At 36.1% G+C, this 15,080-nt stretch carries 14 protein-coding genes; 2 read left to right on the top strand and 12 right to left on the bottom strand.

Annotated features, from left to right (window positions below):
• Positions 1–9 precede the first annotated feature (9 nt).
• The 6 genes from P9E47_RS11295 to hpaD all read right to left on the bottom strand — a co-directional run bounded on the left by P9E47_RS11295 (position 10) and on the right by hpaD (position 5,587).
• Complete coding sequence (locus tag P9E47_RS11295; protein WP_003329164.1) at positions 10–393, bottom strand: 5-carboxymethyl-2-hydroxymuconate Delta-isomerase; 384 nt, start codon at positions 391–393, stop codon at positions 10–12.
• A gap of 132 nt (positions 394–525) precedes the next feature.
• The gene (locus tag P9E47_RS11290; RefSeq protein ID WP_003329163.1) at positions 526–1,266 is read right to left on the bottom strand and encodes a fumarylacetoacetate hydrolase family protein; all 741 of its coding nucleotides are present in this window, start codon (positions 1,264–1,266) and stop codon (positions 526–528) included.
• On the bottom strand, positions 1,263–2,057 hold the full coding sequence (locus tag P9E47_RS11285; protein WP_326163497.1) for a fumarylacetoacetate hydrolase family protein: 795 nt from the start codon (positions 2,055–2,057) through the stop codon (positions 1,263–1,265). The genes P9E47_RS11290 and P9E47_RS11285 overlap by 4 nt, the downstream gene beginning before the upstream one ends.
• 29 nt (positions 2,058–2,086) lie before the next feature.
• On the bottom strand, positions 2,087–3,514 hold the full coding sequence (locus P9E47_RS11280) for an aldehyde dehydrogenase family protein (RefSeq protein ID WP_326163494.1): 1,428 nt from the start codon (positions 3,512–3,514) through the stop codon (positions 2,087–2,089).
• A 123-nt stretch (positions 3,515–3,637) separates the two neighbouring features.
• A complete protein-coding gene (locus P9E47_RS11275) occupies positions 3,638–4,471 on the bottom strand; it encodes a MerR family transcriptional regulator (RefSeq protein ID WP_326163492.1) in 834 nt (277 codons plus the stop codon).
• A 117-nt stretch (positions 4,472–4,588) separates the two neighbouring features.
• Positions 4,589–5,587, bottom strand: coding sequence for a 3,4-dihydroxyphenylacetate 2,3-dioxygenase (gene hpaD, locus P9E47_RS11270; protein WP_003329159.1), 999 nt, complete (start codon positions 5,585–5,587; stop codon positions 4,589–4,591).
• 292 nt (positions 5,588–5,879) lie between these two features.
• Between hpaD and P9E47_RS11265 the strand changes: the two genes are divergently transcribed.
• Both P9E47_RS11265 and P9E47_RS11260 read left to right on the top strand, forming a co-directional pair.
• Complete coding sequence (locus tag P9E47_RS11265; RefSeq protein WP_326163491.1) at positions 5,880–6,344, top strand: flavin reductase family protein; 465 nt, start codon at positions 5,880–5,882, stop codon at positions 6,342–6,344.
• A gap of 157 nt (positions 6,345–6,501) precedes the next feature.
• Complete coding sequence (locus P9E47_RS11260; RefSeq protein WP_326163489.1) at positions 6,502–7,368, top strand: FAD synthetase family protein; 867 nt, start codon at positions 6,502–6,504, stop codon at positions 7,366–7,368.
• A 107-nt stretch (positions 7,369–7,475) separates the two neighbouring features.
• Here the strand turns inward: P9E47_RS11260 and P9E47_RS11255 are convergent, their stop codons facing one another.
• The 6 genes from P9E47_RS11255 to P9E47_RS11230 form a co-directional block, all read right to left on the bottom strand.
• Positions 7,476–8,957, bottom strand: a complete 1,482-nt coding sequence (locus P9E47_RS11255) for a 4-hydroxyphenylacetate 3-hydroxylase family protein (RefSeq protein ID WP_326163487.1) — start codon at positions 8,955–8,957, stop codon at positions 7,476–7,478.
• 162 nt (positions 8,958–9,119) lie between these two features.
• Positions 9,120–11,006, bottom strand: coding sequence for a XylR N-terminal domain-containing protein (locus tag P9E47_RS11250; protein WP_326163486.1), 1,887 nt, complete (start codon positions 11,004–11,006; stop codon positions 9,120–9,122).
• 118 nt (positions 11,007–11,124) lie between these two features.
• Entirely contained in the window at positions 11,125–12,432 is a 1,308-nt protein-coding gene (locus tag P9E47_RS11245; RefSeq protein ID WP_004432299.1) for a TRAP transporter large permease, read from the bottom strand.
• On the bottom strand, positions 12,422–12,976 hold the full coding sequence (locus tag P9E47_RS11240; protein WP_004432295.1) for a TRAP transporter small permease: 555 nt from the start codon (positions 12,974–12,976) through the stop codon (positions 12,422–12,424). The genes P9E47_RS11245 and P9E47_RS11240 overlap by 11 nt, the downstream gene beginning before the upstream one ends.
• Before the next feature lie 26 nt (positions 12,977–13,002).
• Positions 13,003–14,082, bottom strand: coding sequence for a TRAP transporter substrate-binding protein (locus P9E47_RS11235; protein WP_004432293.1), 1,080 nt, complete (start codon positions 14,080–14,082; stop codon positions 13,003–13,005).
• 130 nt (positions 14,083–14,212) lie between these two features.
• Complete coding sequence (locus P9E47_RS11230; RefSeq protein ID WP_004432292.1) at positions 14,213–14,899, bottom strand: GntR family transcriptional regulator; 687 nt, start codon at positions 14,897–14,899, stop codon at positions 14,213–14,215.
• Positions 14,900–15,080 lie beyond the last annotated feature (181 nt).

Raw genomic sequence — 15,080 nt, 5'->3', positions numbered from 1 at the left:
ACATTTCTACTACTTAAAACGCTTATGAATATTATTATGTTTATATGTGCCTGATTCGCTAAACTCCACTAGTTCCATCGATAGGGCCAAATATCGTTTCGAAAAAAGTTCAGTAAAATGACCCTTTATCACCTCAAAAAGTTCATCACATATTGCTTTTTTGTCTTCCTCACTGCGGCCTGCTCCAATTTTAAGCATTACATGAACAAATGCATCATCTTCCTTGCCGTCGGCAACACGATAATCTTGGAGTTCAATCGCTCTTGAACGTAATCCCCCAATCGGAAATAAAGGGCTTTTTGAAATAATAACTTCATGAATTCTTTCTAGTAAAACAGGAATATTAGCATCAGCTTTAATATTATTTGTATATTCGATGATTATATGAGGCATATTGTTCTCTCCTTTTATCTATTTATGTACTATTTCACCTTACTAAACAAGCGGTAATTTCCAGCCTATCCCTGGAAAATTACCGCTGTAAATAAAATTTGGCGCTTTATAATCCAGCTCCAGCGCTTTTTGTTACCTACCAACAATTGTATTGACTAGTCGGCCGATATTATCGATTTCAGTAACGACTTCATCTCCGACTTCAACGTTTACTACACCTACAGGAGTTCCAGTTAAAATTATGTCACCTTTGTCTAGAGTCATAAAGCTGCTTAAATACTCAATTAGGGTTGGAATACTAAAGATCATATCTTTTGTATTTCCTTCTTGCGTTATTTTACCGTTTACATATGTTCTAAAAGATAAATTCATCGGATCTACAATATCTTTGGCATCAACAAGCCAAGGTCCAAGCGGTGTGCATGTATCTCGATTTTTCACTCGTAGATTAGGACGGTAATAGTTTTCTAAATAATCACGTATAGCATAATCATTGGCAACAGTATAACCAGCCACATAATTATAGGCATCTTCTTGTTTTACATTCCTAGCTTGTTTTCCAATGACAACAGCTAATTCACATTCATAATGCATATTAGCTACTTCAGAAGGACGGAATGTTTGTCCTAAATGTCCAATAAAAGTATTAGGACCTTTTAAAAATACAAGCGGCTCTGTAGGAGCTTTAAAAGCCAATTCTGCAGCATGATCCGCGTAGTTTAAACCTAAAGCGAATACTGTACGCGGTTCTACAGGAGGGAGCCATACTACTTCTTGCTCCTCAACAATGCGGCCATCATCAAGTTTCAAACGGCCTTCTATTTCAACAGCTTCATGGATTGCACCAGAAAAAGCTACACGCGCTTTTTTCATCTTTTTGCACCCCCAACTTGTAGTTCATTTTCGTGAACAATCGTATTTTCCAATATACCTACCCCGGAAATTTCGATTCGTACATGATCTCCAGCCTTCGCTAATGGCGCATTCTCAGGAACACCAACCAATAGCATGTCACCTTCATTCAGTGTCATATAATCTGTTACATCTGCCATTAATTGAGAAACAGAGCGGATTAAGTTAGCTGTAGTATTTTCTTGACGTAATTCATTATTTATGAATACACGTACAGTTAATGCATCCGGATTTTCTACCGCCTTTCGGTCAATTACCCAAGGGCCTACCGGGCAGAACCCATCACGGCACTTTTGACTAATAGCTGGACGATATACGCTCGCATGTGGGACACTTACATCATTTACTACTGTGTATCCGGCAATATAATCAAGGGCTTCAGCTTTCGCAACTCTTGTTGCTTTCCTTCCTATTACTAATCCAAGGGCTGCACCAACCTCTAATTGGTCTATACCAGCAGGCATTGGAATGGATGCGCCATACCCGATTACAGTATTAACCGGTTTAATATAAAGAATTGGTGCCTTTGGCGGGGCTTTATATGGGTCTTCATTTACAGCCTCTCCCAACGCTTCCATCGCACCTTTATAATTTAACAACGTACCATAAATCGTACCCGATACCGGTGCATCCAAGTTCAACTCTTGTAAACTTACATTTTTTCCTTTTACTTCAATTATTTGATTCTTATAATCTATGTTCACTGTTTCTTCTTGTAAAATCCCATTGAATTTCACTTTTCCAGTACTCAATACGTTCACCTCTTTTTATTCATCAGCTATTAATTTCTATTAAATACGACTAATTTCATTTCAGTCATTTCTTCAACCGCATATTTAATTCCCTCACGTCCTACTCCACTTTCCTTAACGCCACCATATGGCATGTTATCAACACGGAAGGTTGGGATGTCATTGATCATAACCCCTCCAACATGGAGCTTCTCTGCAGCATCAAGTGCAGTGTGAACGTTATCGGTATAAATACCTGCTTGTAGACCGTAGCGTGAATCATTTACAAGTTCAATTGCTTCAGCTACTGAGCTTACTTTATTGATATTAACGATTGGAGCAAACACTTCTTGGCATGAAACCTTTAGTGATTTATCGGCATGTAATACGACAGTTGGAAGAAGTACATTCCCTTCTGCAATACCACCTGTTGCGATTTCTGCACCGTTCTGTTTTGCTTCTTCAATCCACTCTAATGTACGTCCTACATCACCCTTAGAAATTAAGGCAGATACATCTGTTTGCGGATCAAGCGGATCTCCTACTTTTAAGTTCTTAGTTGCTGCAACAAATTTTTCTACAAATGCATCATACACATTCTCATGTACGTAGATTCGTTGTAACGAGATACATACTTGGCCTTGGTTTGAAAAAGCACCTACTACAGTTCTATTAATAACTTTATCTAGATCAACACCATTATCAATAATCAAGGCAGCGTTAGAGCCAAGTTCAAGAGTTACACGCTTTAAGCCTGCTTTATTACGAATGCCGATTCCAACAGCAGGGCTTCCAGTAAAGGTAATGACTTTTACACGCTCATCTGTTACTAATTTATCTCCTACCACACGACCGCTTCCGGTTACAACGTTCAATGCTCCCGCAGGTAATCCAGCTTCTTCAAGCAACTCCGCTAAAAAGTAGGAAGAAAGCGGTGTTTGTGAAGCCGGTTTTAAAACAATTGGATTTCCAGTCGCAATCGCAGGACCAACTTTATGTGCAACTAAGTTCATAGGGAAATTAAAAGGAGTAATCGCTCCAACTACGCCTAATGGTTCACGGACAGTGTAGGCAATACGATTTTCTCCACCAGGTGCAGCGTCCAATGGAATCGTCTCGCCATGTATTCTCTTTGCTTCTTCAGCAGCAAATTTATAGGTAGCGATTGTACGACTTACTTCTTGTTTTGCTGTTGTAATCGGTTTCGCTGCTTCAAGAGCAATAATCTTCGCAGCTTCATCAGCACGCTCTTCGAACAGGCTAACTAATTTTTCTAAAATAGCTGCACGCTTATGAGCAGGCATTTTTGCCATTATTTCTCTAGCATTATAAGCTGCTTCAATCGCATCATTTACTTCTTTTTCAGTTGCGGAAGGAATTTCTGCCAAAACTTCCTCAGAGTATGGAGATGTCAAAGTAGTGTAGGAACTTGCTTCAATCCATTCGCCGTTAATAAACAACTTTTTCTTAAGGACCATTTTTTACCTCTCCTTTTAAATTATTGTAAAAAAATTGATATCGTTTATCTAAATCATATAGTAAATCATATACCAAATCGTATATGATTTCAAGTAATATTATTATAGATTAGTATAAGAATCTTACTCCCCAAGACTTACCTGTACTTGAATTTCGGTAAGAAAGGCTTCCTCATCATTAGAAAGGAATTGGTCAATAATCGCCCGCTCGATAAACTCTCCTTTGATCTCATAATTGTTTTCTTTAATGAAATTCAAGAGAACTTTATAATAAGAAGAAGCTTCACTCCGAACTCCTCGATAAAAAATTGAAACGTAATGGCCCTCAGGAAAAACATTACTCATTTTTTGTAACAGATCCTGCTCTTCTACATCTTCTAATAAAAGAAATATGGAGTTGTATTCTTTAAAATCATAATGTTTAACTTGAAAGATCGTCCGTGTAAAACCAACCTTCCCTAGAAAAATAGGGGAAAGTACTCCAAATTCGTTTTTCAATTTTCTGAGAGCCAACTCCAGTTCATGGATGCTGCCAATTTTCTCTTGTAATTGAACGACGGTTCTCTCAGGGATTTTTAGTACTGTTGGTGCACCTATATTTGTTACTTTTAGACTTGCATCTATTTCTTTGATTCTTCCTTCAAGTCGCTTTTTGATTCGAGTTAATTCATTTATTTTAGTTTCAACAGTTTCATGATGTTTTTTTAATGACTCTTGAAGTTCAATAATATTCCGGCTTTGGAGCTGCTGTTTAATCTCTTTCAAAGGAACTCCTAATGTTTTTAAATAATGTATAATATCAAGTTGTTTAAATTGTTCGGAGGAATAGTAGCGATAGCCAGTTTCTTCATTTATATAGATAGGTTTAAATAAGTCAATTTCGTCGTAATATCTTAATGTTTTTACAGGTATATTATGTAGTTTTGATAATTGCCCAATTGAAAACTTATTCCTCATTTACAACACCTACTATTTAAGTAGTAACCAAGCGGTTCTGTTATTATTGTAATACATTTCGAGCATTTCTATGATATTAAAAAACTCCCACCCGATTGGATAGGAGTTCATTTGGAATTAATTTTGATTTTCTGCTTTTTCTAATCTTTTCACAGTTTCAACAGGAAGCAATTGGCCAGTTAAAATATCTTCAACTTGAACCGCCTCATTTCTCCAGCTTTCTGGAGGCAAAGCACCCCAGAATGTGGCACGTTGTGGATCATCAAGATGCCACTTTATTGGTTCAAAGTCAGGGTCGTTTGTGAAATAGTCACCTGTATATAATTCAATTCTGTTTCCATCATGGTCACGTACATACACGAAGAATGCATTAGAAGTCCCGTGACGACCAGGAGAGCGCTCAATATGTGCATAATAACCTAATGATGCGAGATGGTCACAAGCATCTAATATTGATTTCGCATCATCCATCCAGAAACCAGTATGGTGATATCTTGGACCTTTTTCACTAATTAATGCTAAATCGTGAACACTTGGTTTACGGTGCATCCACGCAGCCCAAATATGCTCATCTTCTTCGTAACCGTTTACAGTAAACTCCGAAGTTCTAAAACCTAAATGTTTGCTGTACCAATCATACAGTTCATCAATATTTGTAATTAAACAATTCGCATGGTCGATCCGCTTTATTTTAGAATTACCTTGTAAGTGGTATTTTTGCAGCATTCTTTCTGCTTTATCCATTTCAAAGAAGAACTCAACCGGCATGCCACCTGGATCTTGGATTCTTAATGCGCGTCCTTGACCTTTCTCTTCGCCTGCACCAATCCAGATTTTTTTCATACCTAACTCCGTAAACAATTCATCTAGTACATCTAAATCCTCGTCACTACCTACACGATAAGCAATATGCTTCAAGCTTGCTTGGTTTCCTTTAGTAAGAACTAAACAATGATGGTTCGCATCTTCAATAGCCCTTAAATAAATATGTTCAGCATCCGACTCCGTTTCAATAAAACCTAATCCTTTACAATAAAATTCACGTGCACGATCCAAATCTGTTACTGTAAGTTCTGCGTGATGAAAACGAACGATATCAACTGTTTTCTTTGCCATTTACTTATCTCCCCTTTTTCTTTTCCTAAATTTAATAACTTAATAAAGTTTAAAATTAATTAATTTATTTATTTATGTCTTTACTATAAAGTATCCGGTTACTGGAGAGTCAATGGTTTTTTAAAGTTTTTTCAGAACTTTCAGCCTCTTTGTGTAATCGCATTCAATTCATGTTGATATCGTATATGATTTCATATATAATTTTTAGTAACTCCTATATATTTGTAATAAAAGCGTACTAGATTGAAGTATGATGTATAGAACAAAAATAAATATATACGGAGGTACTAAAATGGATGATCGTCTGTTTAGAAATGCAATGGGCAAATTTGCAACAGGTGTTACAGTTATCACAACAGAAGCTGATGATGTAGTACATGGTATGACAGCTAACGCATTTATGTCCGTATCATTGGATCCGAAATTAGTTGTGATTTCAATTGGCCATAAAGCTAGGATGTTGGAAAAAATAACAACCTCCAAGCGGTTTGTCGTTAATATTTTATCTGATGAGCAAAAAGATTTATCGATGCATTTTGCCGGTCAAGTTAGAGAAGATCTTATAGTAAACTTTGAAACTATTAACAACATGCCCACAATTAAAGATTCATTAGCGAATATTGTTTGTAATGTAAAAACTTCATATATTGAGGGTGACCATACATTATTTATTGGTGAAGTTACGGATCTGGTTTTAAATGATGGTGATCCTCTAACATATTTCGAGGGTAAATATGGAAAAGTTGTAAGCGGTTAAGTTTATTCAGCAAAAATCGGCTGAATAAACTTAACGCCTCCGGCAGATGCCTCAGATTTTTAAAGGTAGTTTTTCGAGCAAGCTCGAAAAAATCTGGGCGACAAATACGCCAAGGCGCATTTGATTTTTTGATTCTTTTGTAAAGGGGATTTTTGCAGTGGAGACTATTTATCTAGAACATTCAAATACAGGGCTGTCATTCATCGAATCACAACCTTGTGTTTTTGCACTTGGGTTTTTCGATGGGGTGCATTTTGGTCATCAAAGGTTAATTCAAACAGCGAAAAGAATATCTGAAGAAAAAGGGGTTCCATTAGCTGTAATGACCTTTTACCCCCATCCAAGACAAGTTTTCGATAAAAATAACGCTCCCATAAAATATCTCACCCCTTTACATAGAAAGCAAGAGGTATTAAGGAACATGGGTGTAGATAAACTTTTTATAGTGAAATTTGATCCAAATTTCGCAAAACTGAGCCCAGAAGATTTTGTCGAACAATATCTTATTTATTATGGATGTATTCACGTTGTAGCCGGATATGACTATACGTATGGCTATAAAGGACACGGAAATTTAGAAACGCTTAAAAAGTCGGGGCAAGGCCGTTTTGAAGTAACGGTTGTTAATAAAATTTCTTATAATAAAGAAAAAATTGGGTCCACTCAAATTAGGCAACTAGTGTCCGAAGGGGAAATGGAAATCATCCCGAAGCACTTAGGTAGTTATTATAAAGTAAACGGCTATATTGCCCGCTCACACTTGTTAAAAAATGATATGCAGGAATTAGTTATTAAAGTAGATGCCGATTATCTAGTACCTCAAGAAGGCCACTATCAAATTCAATTAAATGTTCATAATATCCTATATCACGGTACGATTCAAAAAATTTCTATAAGAGACAATTACACACTTCTATACGCTTATATCTATGAAGATTTTAATCTATCAATTGGGAGCCTGGTTGATGTTAAATGGCTAAAATCGATTTATGTACCGGGTATGGAGAATATTAATGTTGTTTAACATAAGGTAGCAAGAGCCAGAGGGCTCTTGCTTTTTTCTTCTACACCAAATACCAAAAAGAAGCAAGGGCCACAGCCCTTGCTTCTTCCATACATACAATCTATTTATTATTTGCCGTTAGCTACTGCTTCTTCTTCCAACACCATTTGGTCTAAGAATTTCTTAACTAGAGCCATTTCAACTTCTTTATCAGCATTTGTATACGTATCCATTGTTACACGGAATGAATCAATTAGATAGAAGCGCTCATATAATTCACCACGACCAGCTAAATCTGAACCGATGAAATCCCAAGCTAAGCGATTGACTTTGATTTTTTCTAATGCGGATTTATTTCTAGCTTGATAGTACTTATCGATAAATGGTCTTAAATGGCCTTGCATATCTTTTTTCGATGGAGTACATAAGAAACCACCGCCGCCGATAAGTTGAATTAATTCGATGCATCTTGGAATCCATTTTGGCATTAATCCTCTTAAAGCTTGTAATGGTCTACCATCTGGTATTAATACACCATTCACTCCATTTTCCTCGGCACCTTCAATCGCTGAAACAATCGCAGTACGTGTTAATTCTTTATATTGCCAGATTTCGCCAAGCTTTTCTTTAATATGATCAAATGCATTAACACCGTTCATGTCAGCAATCATATGACCAATACCGAATAAGAACTCAAGCTTTGTAAGTGCTCTTGTCATTGCTTGGAATACGATATAGGCACCCCAGTTTACTTCAGCTGTTACTGCACGATATAATTCAGTATTCCCATCAATGAATACACGGTCTTTTGGAATATGGCAGTTATCAAAAATTACAATTGCATCTTGCTCATCAAAACGACTTGATAGTGGATAATCAAATAAATCGCGTTGCTTGCTGAAAGAATCACGGTTAAGCAGCATCATACCTGGATGATCCATTGGAACCGCAAACATTAATGCGTATTTTGAATCTTCAGGACGAATTCCTTGACCTGCTCTTGAAGGATAAATTGTCATTTCATCAGCAAATGGTGCTAATGTACCTAACATTCTAGCTCCACTTACAATGATTGAATCCTCAGTTTCTCCAACCTTATGAAGGGCTAAATCCCCCTCACCTTGCTGTGCTTCTGGTACTGAACGGTCCACTTGAGGGTTTACGATACAGTGTGTTAAACATAAGTCATTGTCACGAATATATTTAAAATAGTTTTCTAGATTTTTACCTTTTTCAGATTCGCCGTATTTGTCCCATACATCGGTTCTACTTGCGTAGCAAGCAAATGTAATGTTTAAGTAGTCCGGACTGCGCCCCATGATTCCTGCGGAAGCTTCAGACCAAAGTTTAGTTGCTTTGTGTAATTTCCATAGATCATCTTTAGACTTAGGAAACATAAAAGCGGTTCCAACTTTTTCGCCATTTTCATTTTCAGTTAACATAACCTCTGGATGCAGATATTGTAGGTCATATAAATGTGCGATTGATTCTGCTCCACCTTTCAACTGTGGGTGTACCGTAATATCTTCGATTCTTTCTCCATCAAGGTAAATCTCACGTCTATCTTTTTTCAGCTTTTCTAAATATTGGGCTCCTGTACGTGCTGGCATGAAAAACATCTCCTTTAGTTTCTTTTTAACAATCGAAATATTTTTAATATTTCATTTCCTTGTTTAAATCATATATGATTTTAAAATGTTTTTCTACGACACTAAGGGTCTAATATTGTAATTTTTTTAAACTTTTAGTATCTAAATGTTTATAATGTTTATTTAACCCAAATTAATTTCACCCTTGATCACCAATACCTGCAACGTTAAACGAAGCTGAAAACTCACTTCGGGGTCTCTGATATCAACATCTAAGCAGCTTTCGATTTTTTGTAAGCGGTATCGTAAACCTGTTTTCGAGAGGGCTAGTTCATCCATTGTTCGCTCCAAATTCCCGCCATTTTGTAAAAATACATACAAGGTTTTCACAAGTTCCGTATCTTTATTGCTGCTATTATTTATTAATGGATTTAAAAGATACTTCGCTTTTTGGATAACAGCCTTTTCATCTTTCGAATGCATTAACATGCCAACTAGACCAAGTTCACCAAAGGATACTACCTTTTGGTTGGGATTAGTCATTTCCAGGGCACTTAATGCTTCTTGATAATATTCTGGAGCATCGACGATATCTTCAGCTATTGTACTAATTCCAATTTGAAAGATGGCCCCACGATATTTTGTTGTTAATTGACTAATAAATTCATGGCAAAGCTGTTCTATTTTTCCTTCTGACTTTTTAAATTGAACAAATAATACGGTATTTGCTGCGTGTTGACCAATAATGACCTCTGTATTTTTTTTATTAAAATATTGAACTATTGTATCAAGCAGTTCCTCATAGAAAACCAATTCTTTTTTTAGATAATCATCTAGATACTGATGTTTTAAAATCACAATATGATATGGAAACTCTAAATCTACGTTAATGAATCGTCCTCGTTGCAGAATCTCTTTTTTTGAAGCAAACTGACCACTAATAATCTGTTCTAAAAAGTAGCCCTTCATCCTTTCCATTGCTTCAAAACTAGTCTTTTCATTTAAAAGATGCAACGATGCTATAAAAGAAAGTCTGTCGAGTACCATGTAATCAAGTTCGGGAAAAGTGTTTTTTGCTTCAAAATAAAGAAAGGAACAATAGCCGAACATTTTTTTCTGCACGATAATAGGTGTCATAAGGCGAGTGTGCTGGGACGCGATAATTTTCCGCATATTTGAATAGGCAATTACACTATTATCAGAATGCTTTTTATCCATCCATTCCGTGAAATCCTGCTGGATCGTTTCTAGTGAATCCTTTGATAATCCAGCGGAAACATAATCCCTAAAATGTACATCTTCTATTAAAATCGGAATCTTTAATGTATTAGAAACATCATTAACAATAGATTGTAAATCACTGCCATTAATTAATGCTTGGGTTATTCTTTTGCTAATTTCAGTTGCCTTAGAGAGGTTATTTCGTTCTTGAAGCAATGTTTCATATGTTCTTTCCAGCTCTTTAACAATTGTTGAATTTTCATAGTACTTTAATTCTTCATCTGCTTCCCCATTCCAATTATGAATGGATTTCCCAATATATTTACACTCATGCATCCCCATCCCTTTGCAGGATAGCTCTTTAAAAATAACCGTATGCCCACAAATAGTTGAGTAAAATCCGCTGGCATAACCAATAAGTGTATAGCAAATAGGCAGGTCTGTCATGCCAAATTGGTTTAAATGCTCCTCCGCCTCATAGGAATTAAACCACTCCCCTTCGACATATACAGATTTGACCTCCCCATTCTTTTCCCATTCAATATCGGTCTTAATTGTATGAACCTTTGTGTATCCTTTAATCATATGTTGGATTGGACCTTGCTTAAGAATATCCTTAATAGAAGGAATATCTTCATCATCCAACACTTTTTCTGCATCATATTTACCAAGATTCCATCCATATCGTAATAGAAATCCCTTAACCCGGGCCATTCCGATATTTTCGATAAGTTCCTTCCTCAATGTGCCAAAAACGGCTGACGGAGTTAATAGAATTCGTTCGTTGTCTAGAAAAATTGCACCATTTTCTTGTTTAATATCGAGACTATTTAACAGGTTTTTGGACATTCATTCCCCTTCTTCCGATAAAGATTTCTATGTATTTATAACTTTTTTATATTTTTTTAATTATCCCAAAAAAAGCAGAAAGAAGCTATCCTTAGATAACTCCTCTCTAAAAAACATATTATTTTTTCATCAAATCTGGTAAAAATGTAACTATTTGCGGGAAGATAACCAAGACAGCTACACATGCAATCATTGCAATAACAAACGGTGTAATTCCCCTAAATATAGTCTGGATTGGTACATCCTTCGCTACCCCTTTAACATCATAAACACTTATGCCAAGCGGTGGTGTAAGTGAGCCAATATTAATAATCATAACCATGATTACTCCAAACCAAACTCCATTAAATCCTAACTCTGTTACGATCGGATATATAATTGGTAATGTTAAAACTAGGATTGATAATCCTTCCACAAAACATCCCAGAATAAATAATGCCAGTAGTATAAGGGTTAAGATAACATACTCATTTAAGTCAAGATTTCCTACAAAGCTAGTAATCTTAACCGGAATTCTACTTACTGTTAAAAACTGGCTAAATATCGTTGCCCCAATAATGATAATAAAAAGATAGGCCGTCAATCGAACAGATTCATGAAACGATTGTTTCAGCCTCTTTAAATCGATTGTTCTAGTTAGTAAAGTTACTACAAGTGCAATAAATGCGCCCACTCCGGCAGCCTCTGTTGGTGTAAAAACACCTAAATAAATCCCACCAATTGAAGTCAAGAATACAACCAGAAATGGCCAAATATTTTTTAAAGTTACTAGTTTTTCACGAAGGGATGCCTTTTCAAACTTTTGTGGCGCTAGTGTTGGGTTACCTTTAATTATGAGAAGTATCGTAATTAAAAAAAGAATGATTTGAACAATCCCCGGGAAAATCCCAGCAATTAATAGTTGTCCGATCGGTTCCCTTGTCATAATTCCGTATAATACTAAAATTACACTAGGTGGAATTAGGGCCCCAAGAGTACCGCCTGCTGCCACGCAAGCAGTTGATAATTGCGGTTTGTATTTATATTTATCCATTTCAGGCAGTGCAATTTTCGAAACCGTAACAGTTGTTGCATTTAAAGAACCAGAAATGGAGGAGAAGATGGCGGCAGTTCCGATTGTCGCCATCGCTAAACCTCCTCTTAAGTGTCCCATCCAACTGTCAACGGCTTTGTATAGATTACTGCCTATACCGGAGTATGATAAAAACATACCCATTAGGATGAACAAAGGAATTACACTTAGAGTATAGGAACTGGCTGTATCAAATGGTGTCCTTCCGGATTGTAGAATAGCTATGTCCCAGCCTCTAATTAATCCGGTGCCAATCATACCTACTAATAATAGCGAAATTCCAACAGGTATTTTTAATAGGAACAAAACGATTAATAAAATTATCCCTAATATTCCAATCATCTCAGGACTCATTGCTATTCACCACCTCTTGGATGCGAGACTCGTTGCTAACTAAATGTTTATTTTCAATAGGCTTATTGATATTTATGATTTTCTTTGAATAGGCTACAATGTGCGAAACAGCAGACAATGCAAATACAACAGTTCCAATTGCAGCAATAATTACAAACAAATAAACAGGTAAATATAAGTCAGCTGTTACCGTATTTGAATGCAGCAATCTCTGGGAATTCATTACTAAACTCCAAGCAACAATAGACAATACAGCTGCGATGATGACATTAATAACACATTCAAATATCCATTGAACTTTTTCAGAGAATTTTTCAACTACAAAATCAATCGTTACATGTACTTTGTGCAAGTGTGTATATGCTAAGCTTAAAAATACTACCATGGATAAGCCCAACTCTGTAAAGTCCACTGTTCCTTTAATTGGATGATTAAAGAGCCAGCGGCCCAGAACATCAAACGTAATCCAAAGCATGATCAACAATAGAATTACTTCGGCTATATTATGTAGCCATTTGGTTATCTTCTCGATCATTCCTTCCATATTACCAGTTCACCACTTCCTTTTTACTACTTTAGTTCATCCTTAAGTTCTTCTGCACGGTTATAAATTTCCTGTGCAGGTAACCCTTTAGCAGACATCTCATCAATCCATTTTTGTGCAACCGGCTTTAATATTTCTTCCCAAGGCGCTAATTGTTCTGCAGTAAGTTCAATAATTTCCGCACCATTCTTTTTCGCTAATTCTAATCCATTTTTACCATCTGTATCAAAGATAGCTCCAGCTTTTTCAGACATCGGTAATCCCACTAAGCTATCAAGCAACTCTTTATCACTATCAGAAAAACTATCATATGTTGATTGATTCATAACAGAATAAAATGGTGTAGCTGAGAAGTTACCGATTGTTACATATTTAGCAATTTCATGGAAATTGTAATTTTGTAGTGTTTCTAATGGAACCATGGCAGCATCAACGACACCTCTTTGTAATGACTCATATACATCACCCATTGGCATTGATACAGCTGTTGCTCCTAGAGCTTCAAGAACCGCACTACCAGTTGGAGATGGAGTACGAACACGAAGACCCTTTAAATCTTCCGGTTTTTCAATGCGATGCTTTACACTTATAAGCTGGGCAGGCTCAGCTGTGAACACGAATAACGGATGTGTTTCAGAATGCTCTTTTTGGATCTCAGGGAACTCATTATAAAGAGTTGCTACTATTTTTGAACCATGTACAGCTGATTCAGCTAAGAAAGGTAATTCTAATACAGAAACTGAAGGAAATCTTCCTGGTGTATATCCATAAACACTAAGTGCGATGTCAGCTTCACCGGTTACTGCCATATCATAGTGTGCACCAGCATCACCAAGTGAGTTTGCCGGGTATAGCTCTTGTGTAATTCTACCATCTGATCCCTCATTTAATGTTTTTCCAAACTCTTCGAAAAGCTGAGTTTGAATAGGATGATTACCTGGTAAGAAATGAGAGATTATTAGATTATGAGACTTTCCAGGTTCTTCTGCCGCACCTTTAGTGTTGGAAGCAGTATTTTGTGTACCTCCACCACAAGCAGATAAAAGAAGTGCTGAAGCTATAGCAACCGTTGATAACACTTTTTTACTTTTTAGAAAATTAGTCATACATTCCATCCTTTTCAATAATATTTTTTCTTTACTCTAATATAAAAAGCTTCATCTATTGAAAACGCTGTCAAAAAACATACATTTCGAAGTGTAACAATTGGAAAAATAGTATATTTTCTGAATTTTGTTAAGACCTTGATTTCATCTGCTCTTTAAAAGCAATAATAGTATTGATTCGATGCTGTCGAATTTCCTCCTCTATTTGAAATAAAGGCGCTTTTTCTTTAAGAAGATGAATGATCGTATTATGTTCCTCTATTGATTGACGAGTCCGCCCGGGTACTAATGTAAAGATAGAGCTTCGAATTCGATCCAACCGTTGTTGGGATTGACGAATTTCTTCTAATAAAAAATCGTTTTCGCATTTTTCATATATAATAGAATGAAACTTTCTATTTAGTTGATTAAATAAATCCAATTGAAAATCTTCCAAAGCTTCATGCATTTGGGTATTCAATTGTTGCAGCTCCTCAATATCTTGAGAAGAAAACTTTCGAGCACTTAAGGCTGCCGCATATCCTTCTAAAACAGAAATGACAGATAGAATCTCAATGTACTCCGTTTCATTGATAGCGCTTACTATCGCACCACTATAGGGCTTATATTGTATTAGTCCATCTGATTCAAGGTTACGGATAGCTTCGCGGATTGGTATTGTACTAGTGCCGAGTTCTTTAGCGATTTGGTCAATGATTATACGCTGTCCCGGACCATAAACACCGTCCAGTATCTTTGTACTTATGTATTCATAAGCATACTGGGTTTTACTCATAGCTAATTTTTTTCGACGATGAATAGTTTTCTTTTTATCCATAGTAATAAGTCCCCTTTGATTGTGTCACCTCCGCTTTGTTAATCCTTCTATTAAAATCATATATCACATCGTATATGATTTCAAGGTTTTTTATACATTTTTTTCAAAAAAGTATAAAATATTTGTATATTTGACATTCATTGTAAAATTGTATCAATAAAAGCTAGAGAGGATAACTCAC

It is taken from the genome of Schinkia azotoformans (genome assembly GCF_035811335.1).
GTDB classification, from domain to species: Bacteria; Bacillota; Bacilli; order Bacillales; family Bacillaceae_J; genus Schinkia; species Schinkia azotoformans.
Note: the sequence above shows the minus strand (reverse complement) of the source record. Positions and strands in the feature narration are given on the sequence as shown.

Excerpts from the sequence above, each read along its gene's own strand:
- P9E47_RS11295 (WP_003329164.1), bottom strand. The coding sequence starts at position 393 with ATGCCTCATATAATCATCGAATATACAAATAATATTAAAGCTGATGCT.
- P9E47_RS11290 (WP_003329163.1), bottom strand. The coding sequence starts at position 1,266 with ATGAAAAAAGCGCGTGTAGCTTTTTCTGGTGCAATCCATGAAGCTGTT.
- P9E47_RS11280 (WP_326163494.1), bottom strand. The coding sequence starts at position 3,514 with ATGGTCCTTAAGAAAAAGTTGTTTATTAACGGCGAATGGATTGAAGCA.
- P9E47_RS11275 (WP_326163492.1), bottom strand. The coding sequence starts at position 4,471 with ATGAGGAATAAGTTTTCAATTGGGCAATTATCAAAACTACATAATATA.
- hpaD (WP_003329159.1), bottom strand. The coding sequence starts at position 5,587 with ATGGCAAAGAAAACAGTTGATATCGTTCGTTTTCATCACGCAGAACTT.
- P9E47_RS11265 (WP_326163491.1), top strand. The coding sequence starts at position 5,880 with ATGGATGATCGTCTGTTTAGAAATGCAATGGGCAAATTTGCAACAGGT.
- P9E47_RS11255 (WP_326163487.1), bottom strand. The coding sequence starts at position 8,957 with ATGCCAGCACGTACAGGAGCCCAATATTTAGAAAAGCTGAAAAAAGAT.
- P9E47_RS11250 (WP_326163486.1), bottom strand. The coding sequence starts at position 11,006 with ATGTCCAAAAACCTGTTAAATAGTCTCGATATTAAACAAGAAAATGGT.
- P9E47_RS11245 (WP_004432299.1), bottom strand. The coding sequence starts at position 12,432 with ATGAGTCCTGAGATGATTGGAATATTAGGGATAATTTTATTAATCGTT.
- P9E47_RS11240 (WP_004432295.1), bottom strand. The coding sequence starts at position 12,976 with ATGGAAGGAATGATCGAGAAGATAACCAAATGGCTACATAATATAGCC.
- P9E47_RS11235 (WP_004432293.1), bottom strand. The coding sequence starts at position 14,082 with ATGACTAATTTTCTAAAAAGTAAAAAAGTGTTATCAACGGTTGCTATA.
- P9E47_RS11230 (WP_004432292.1), bottom strand. The coding sequence starts at position 14,899 with ATGGATAAAAAGAAAACTATTCATCGTCGAAAAAAATTAGCTATGAGT.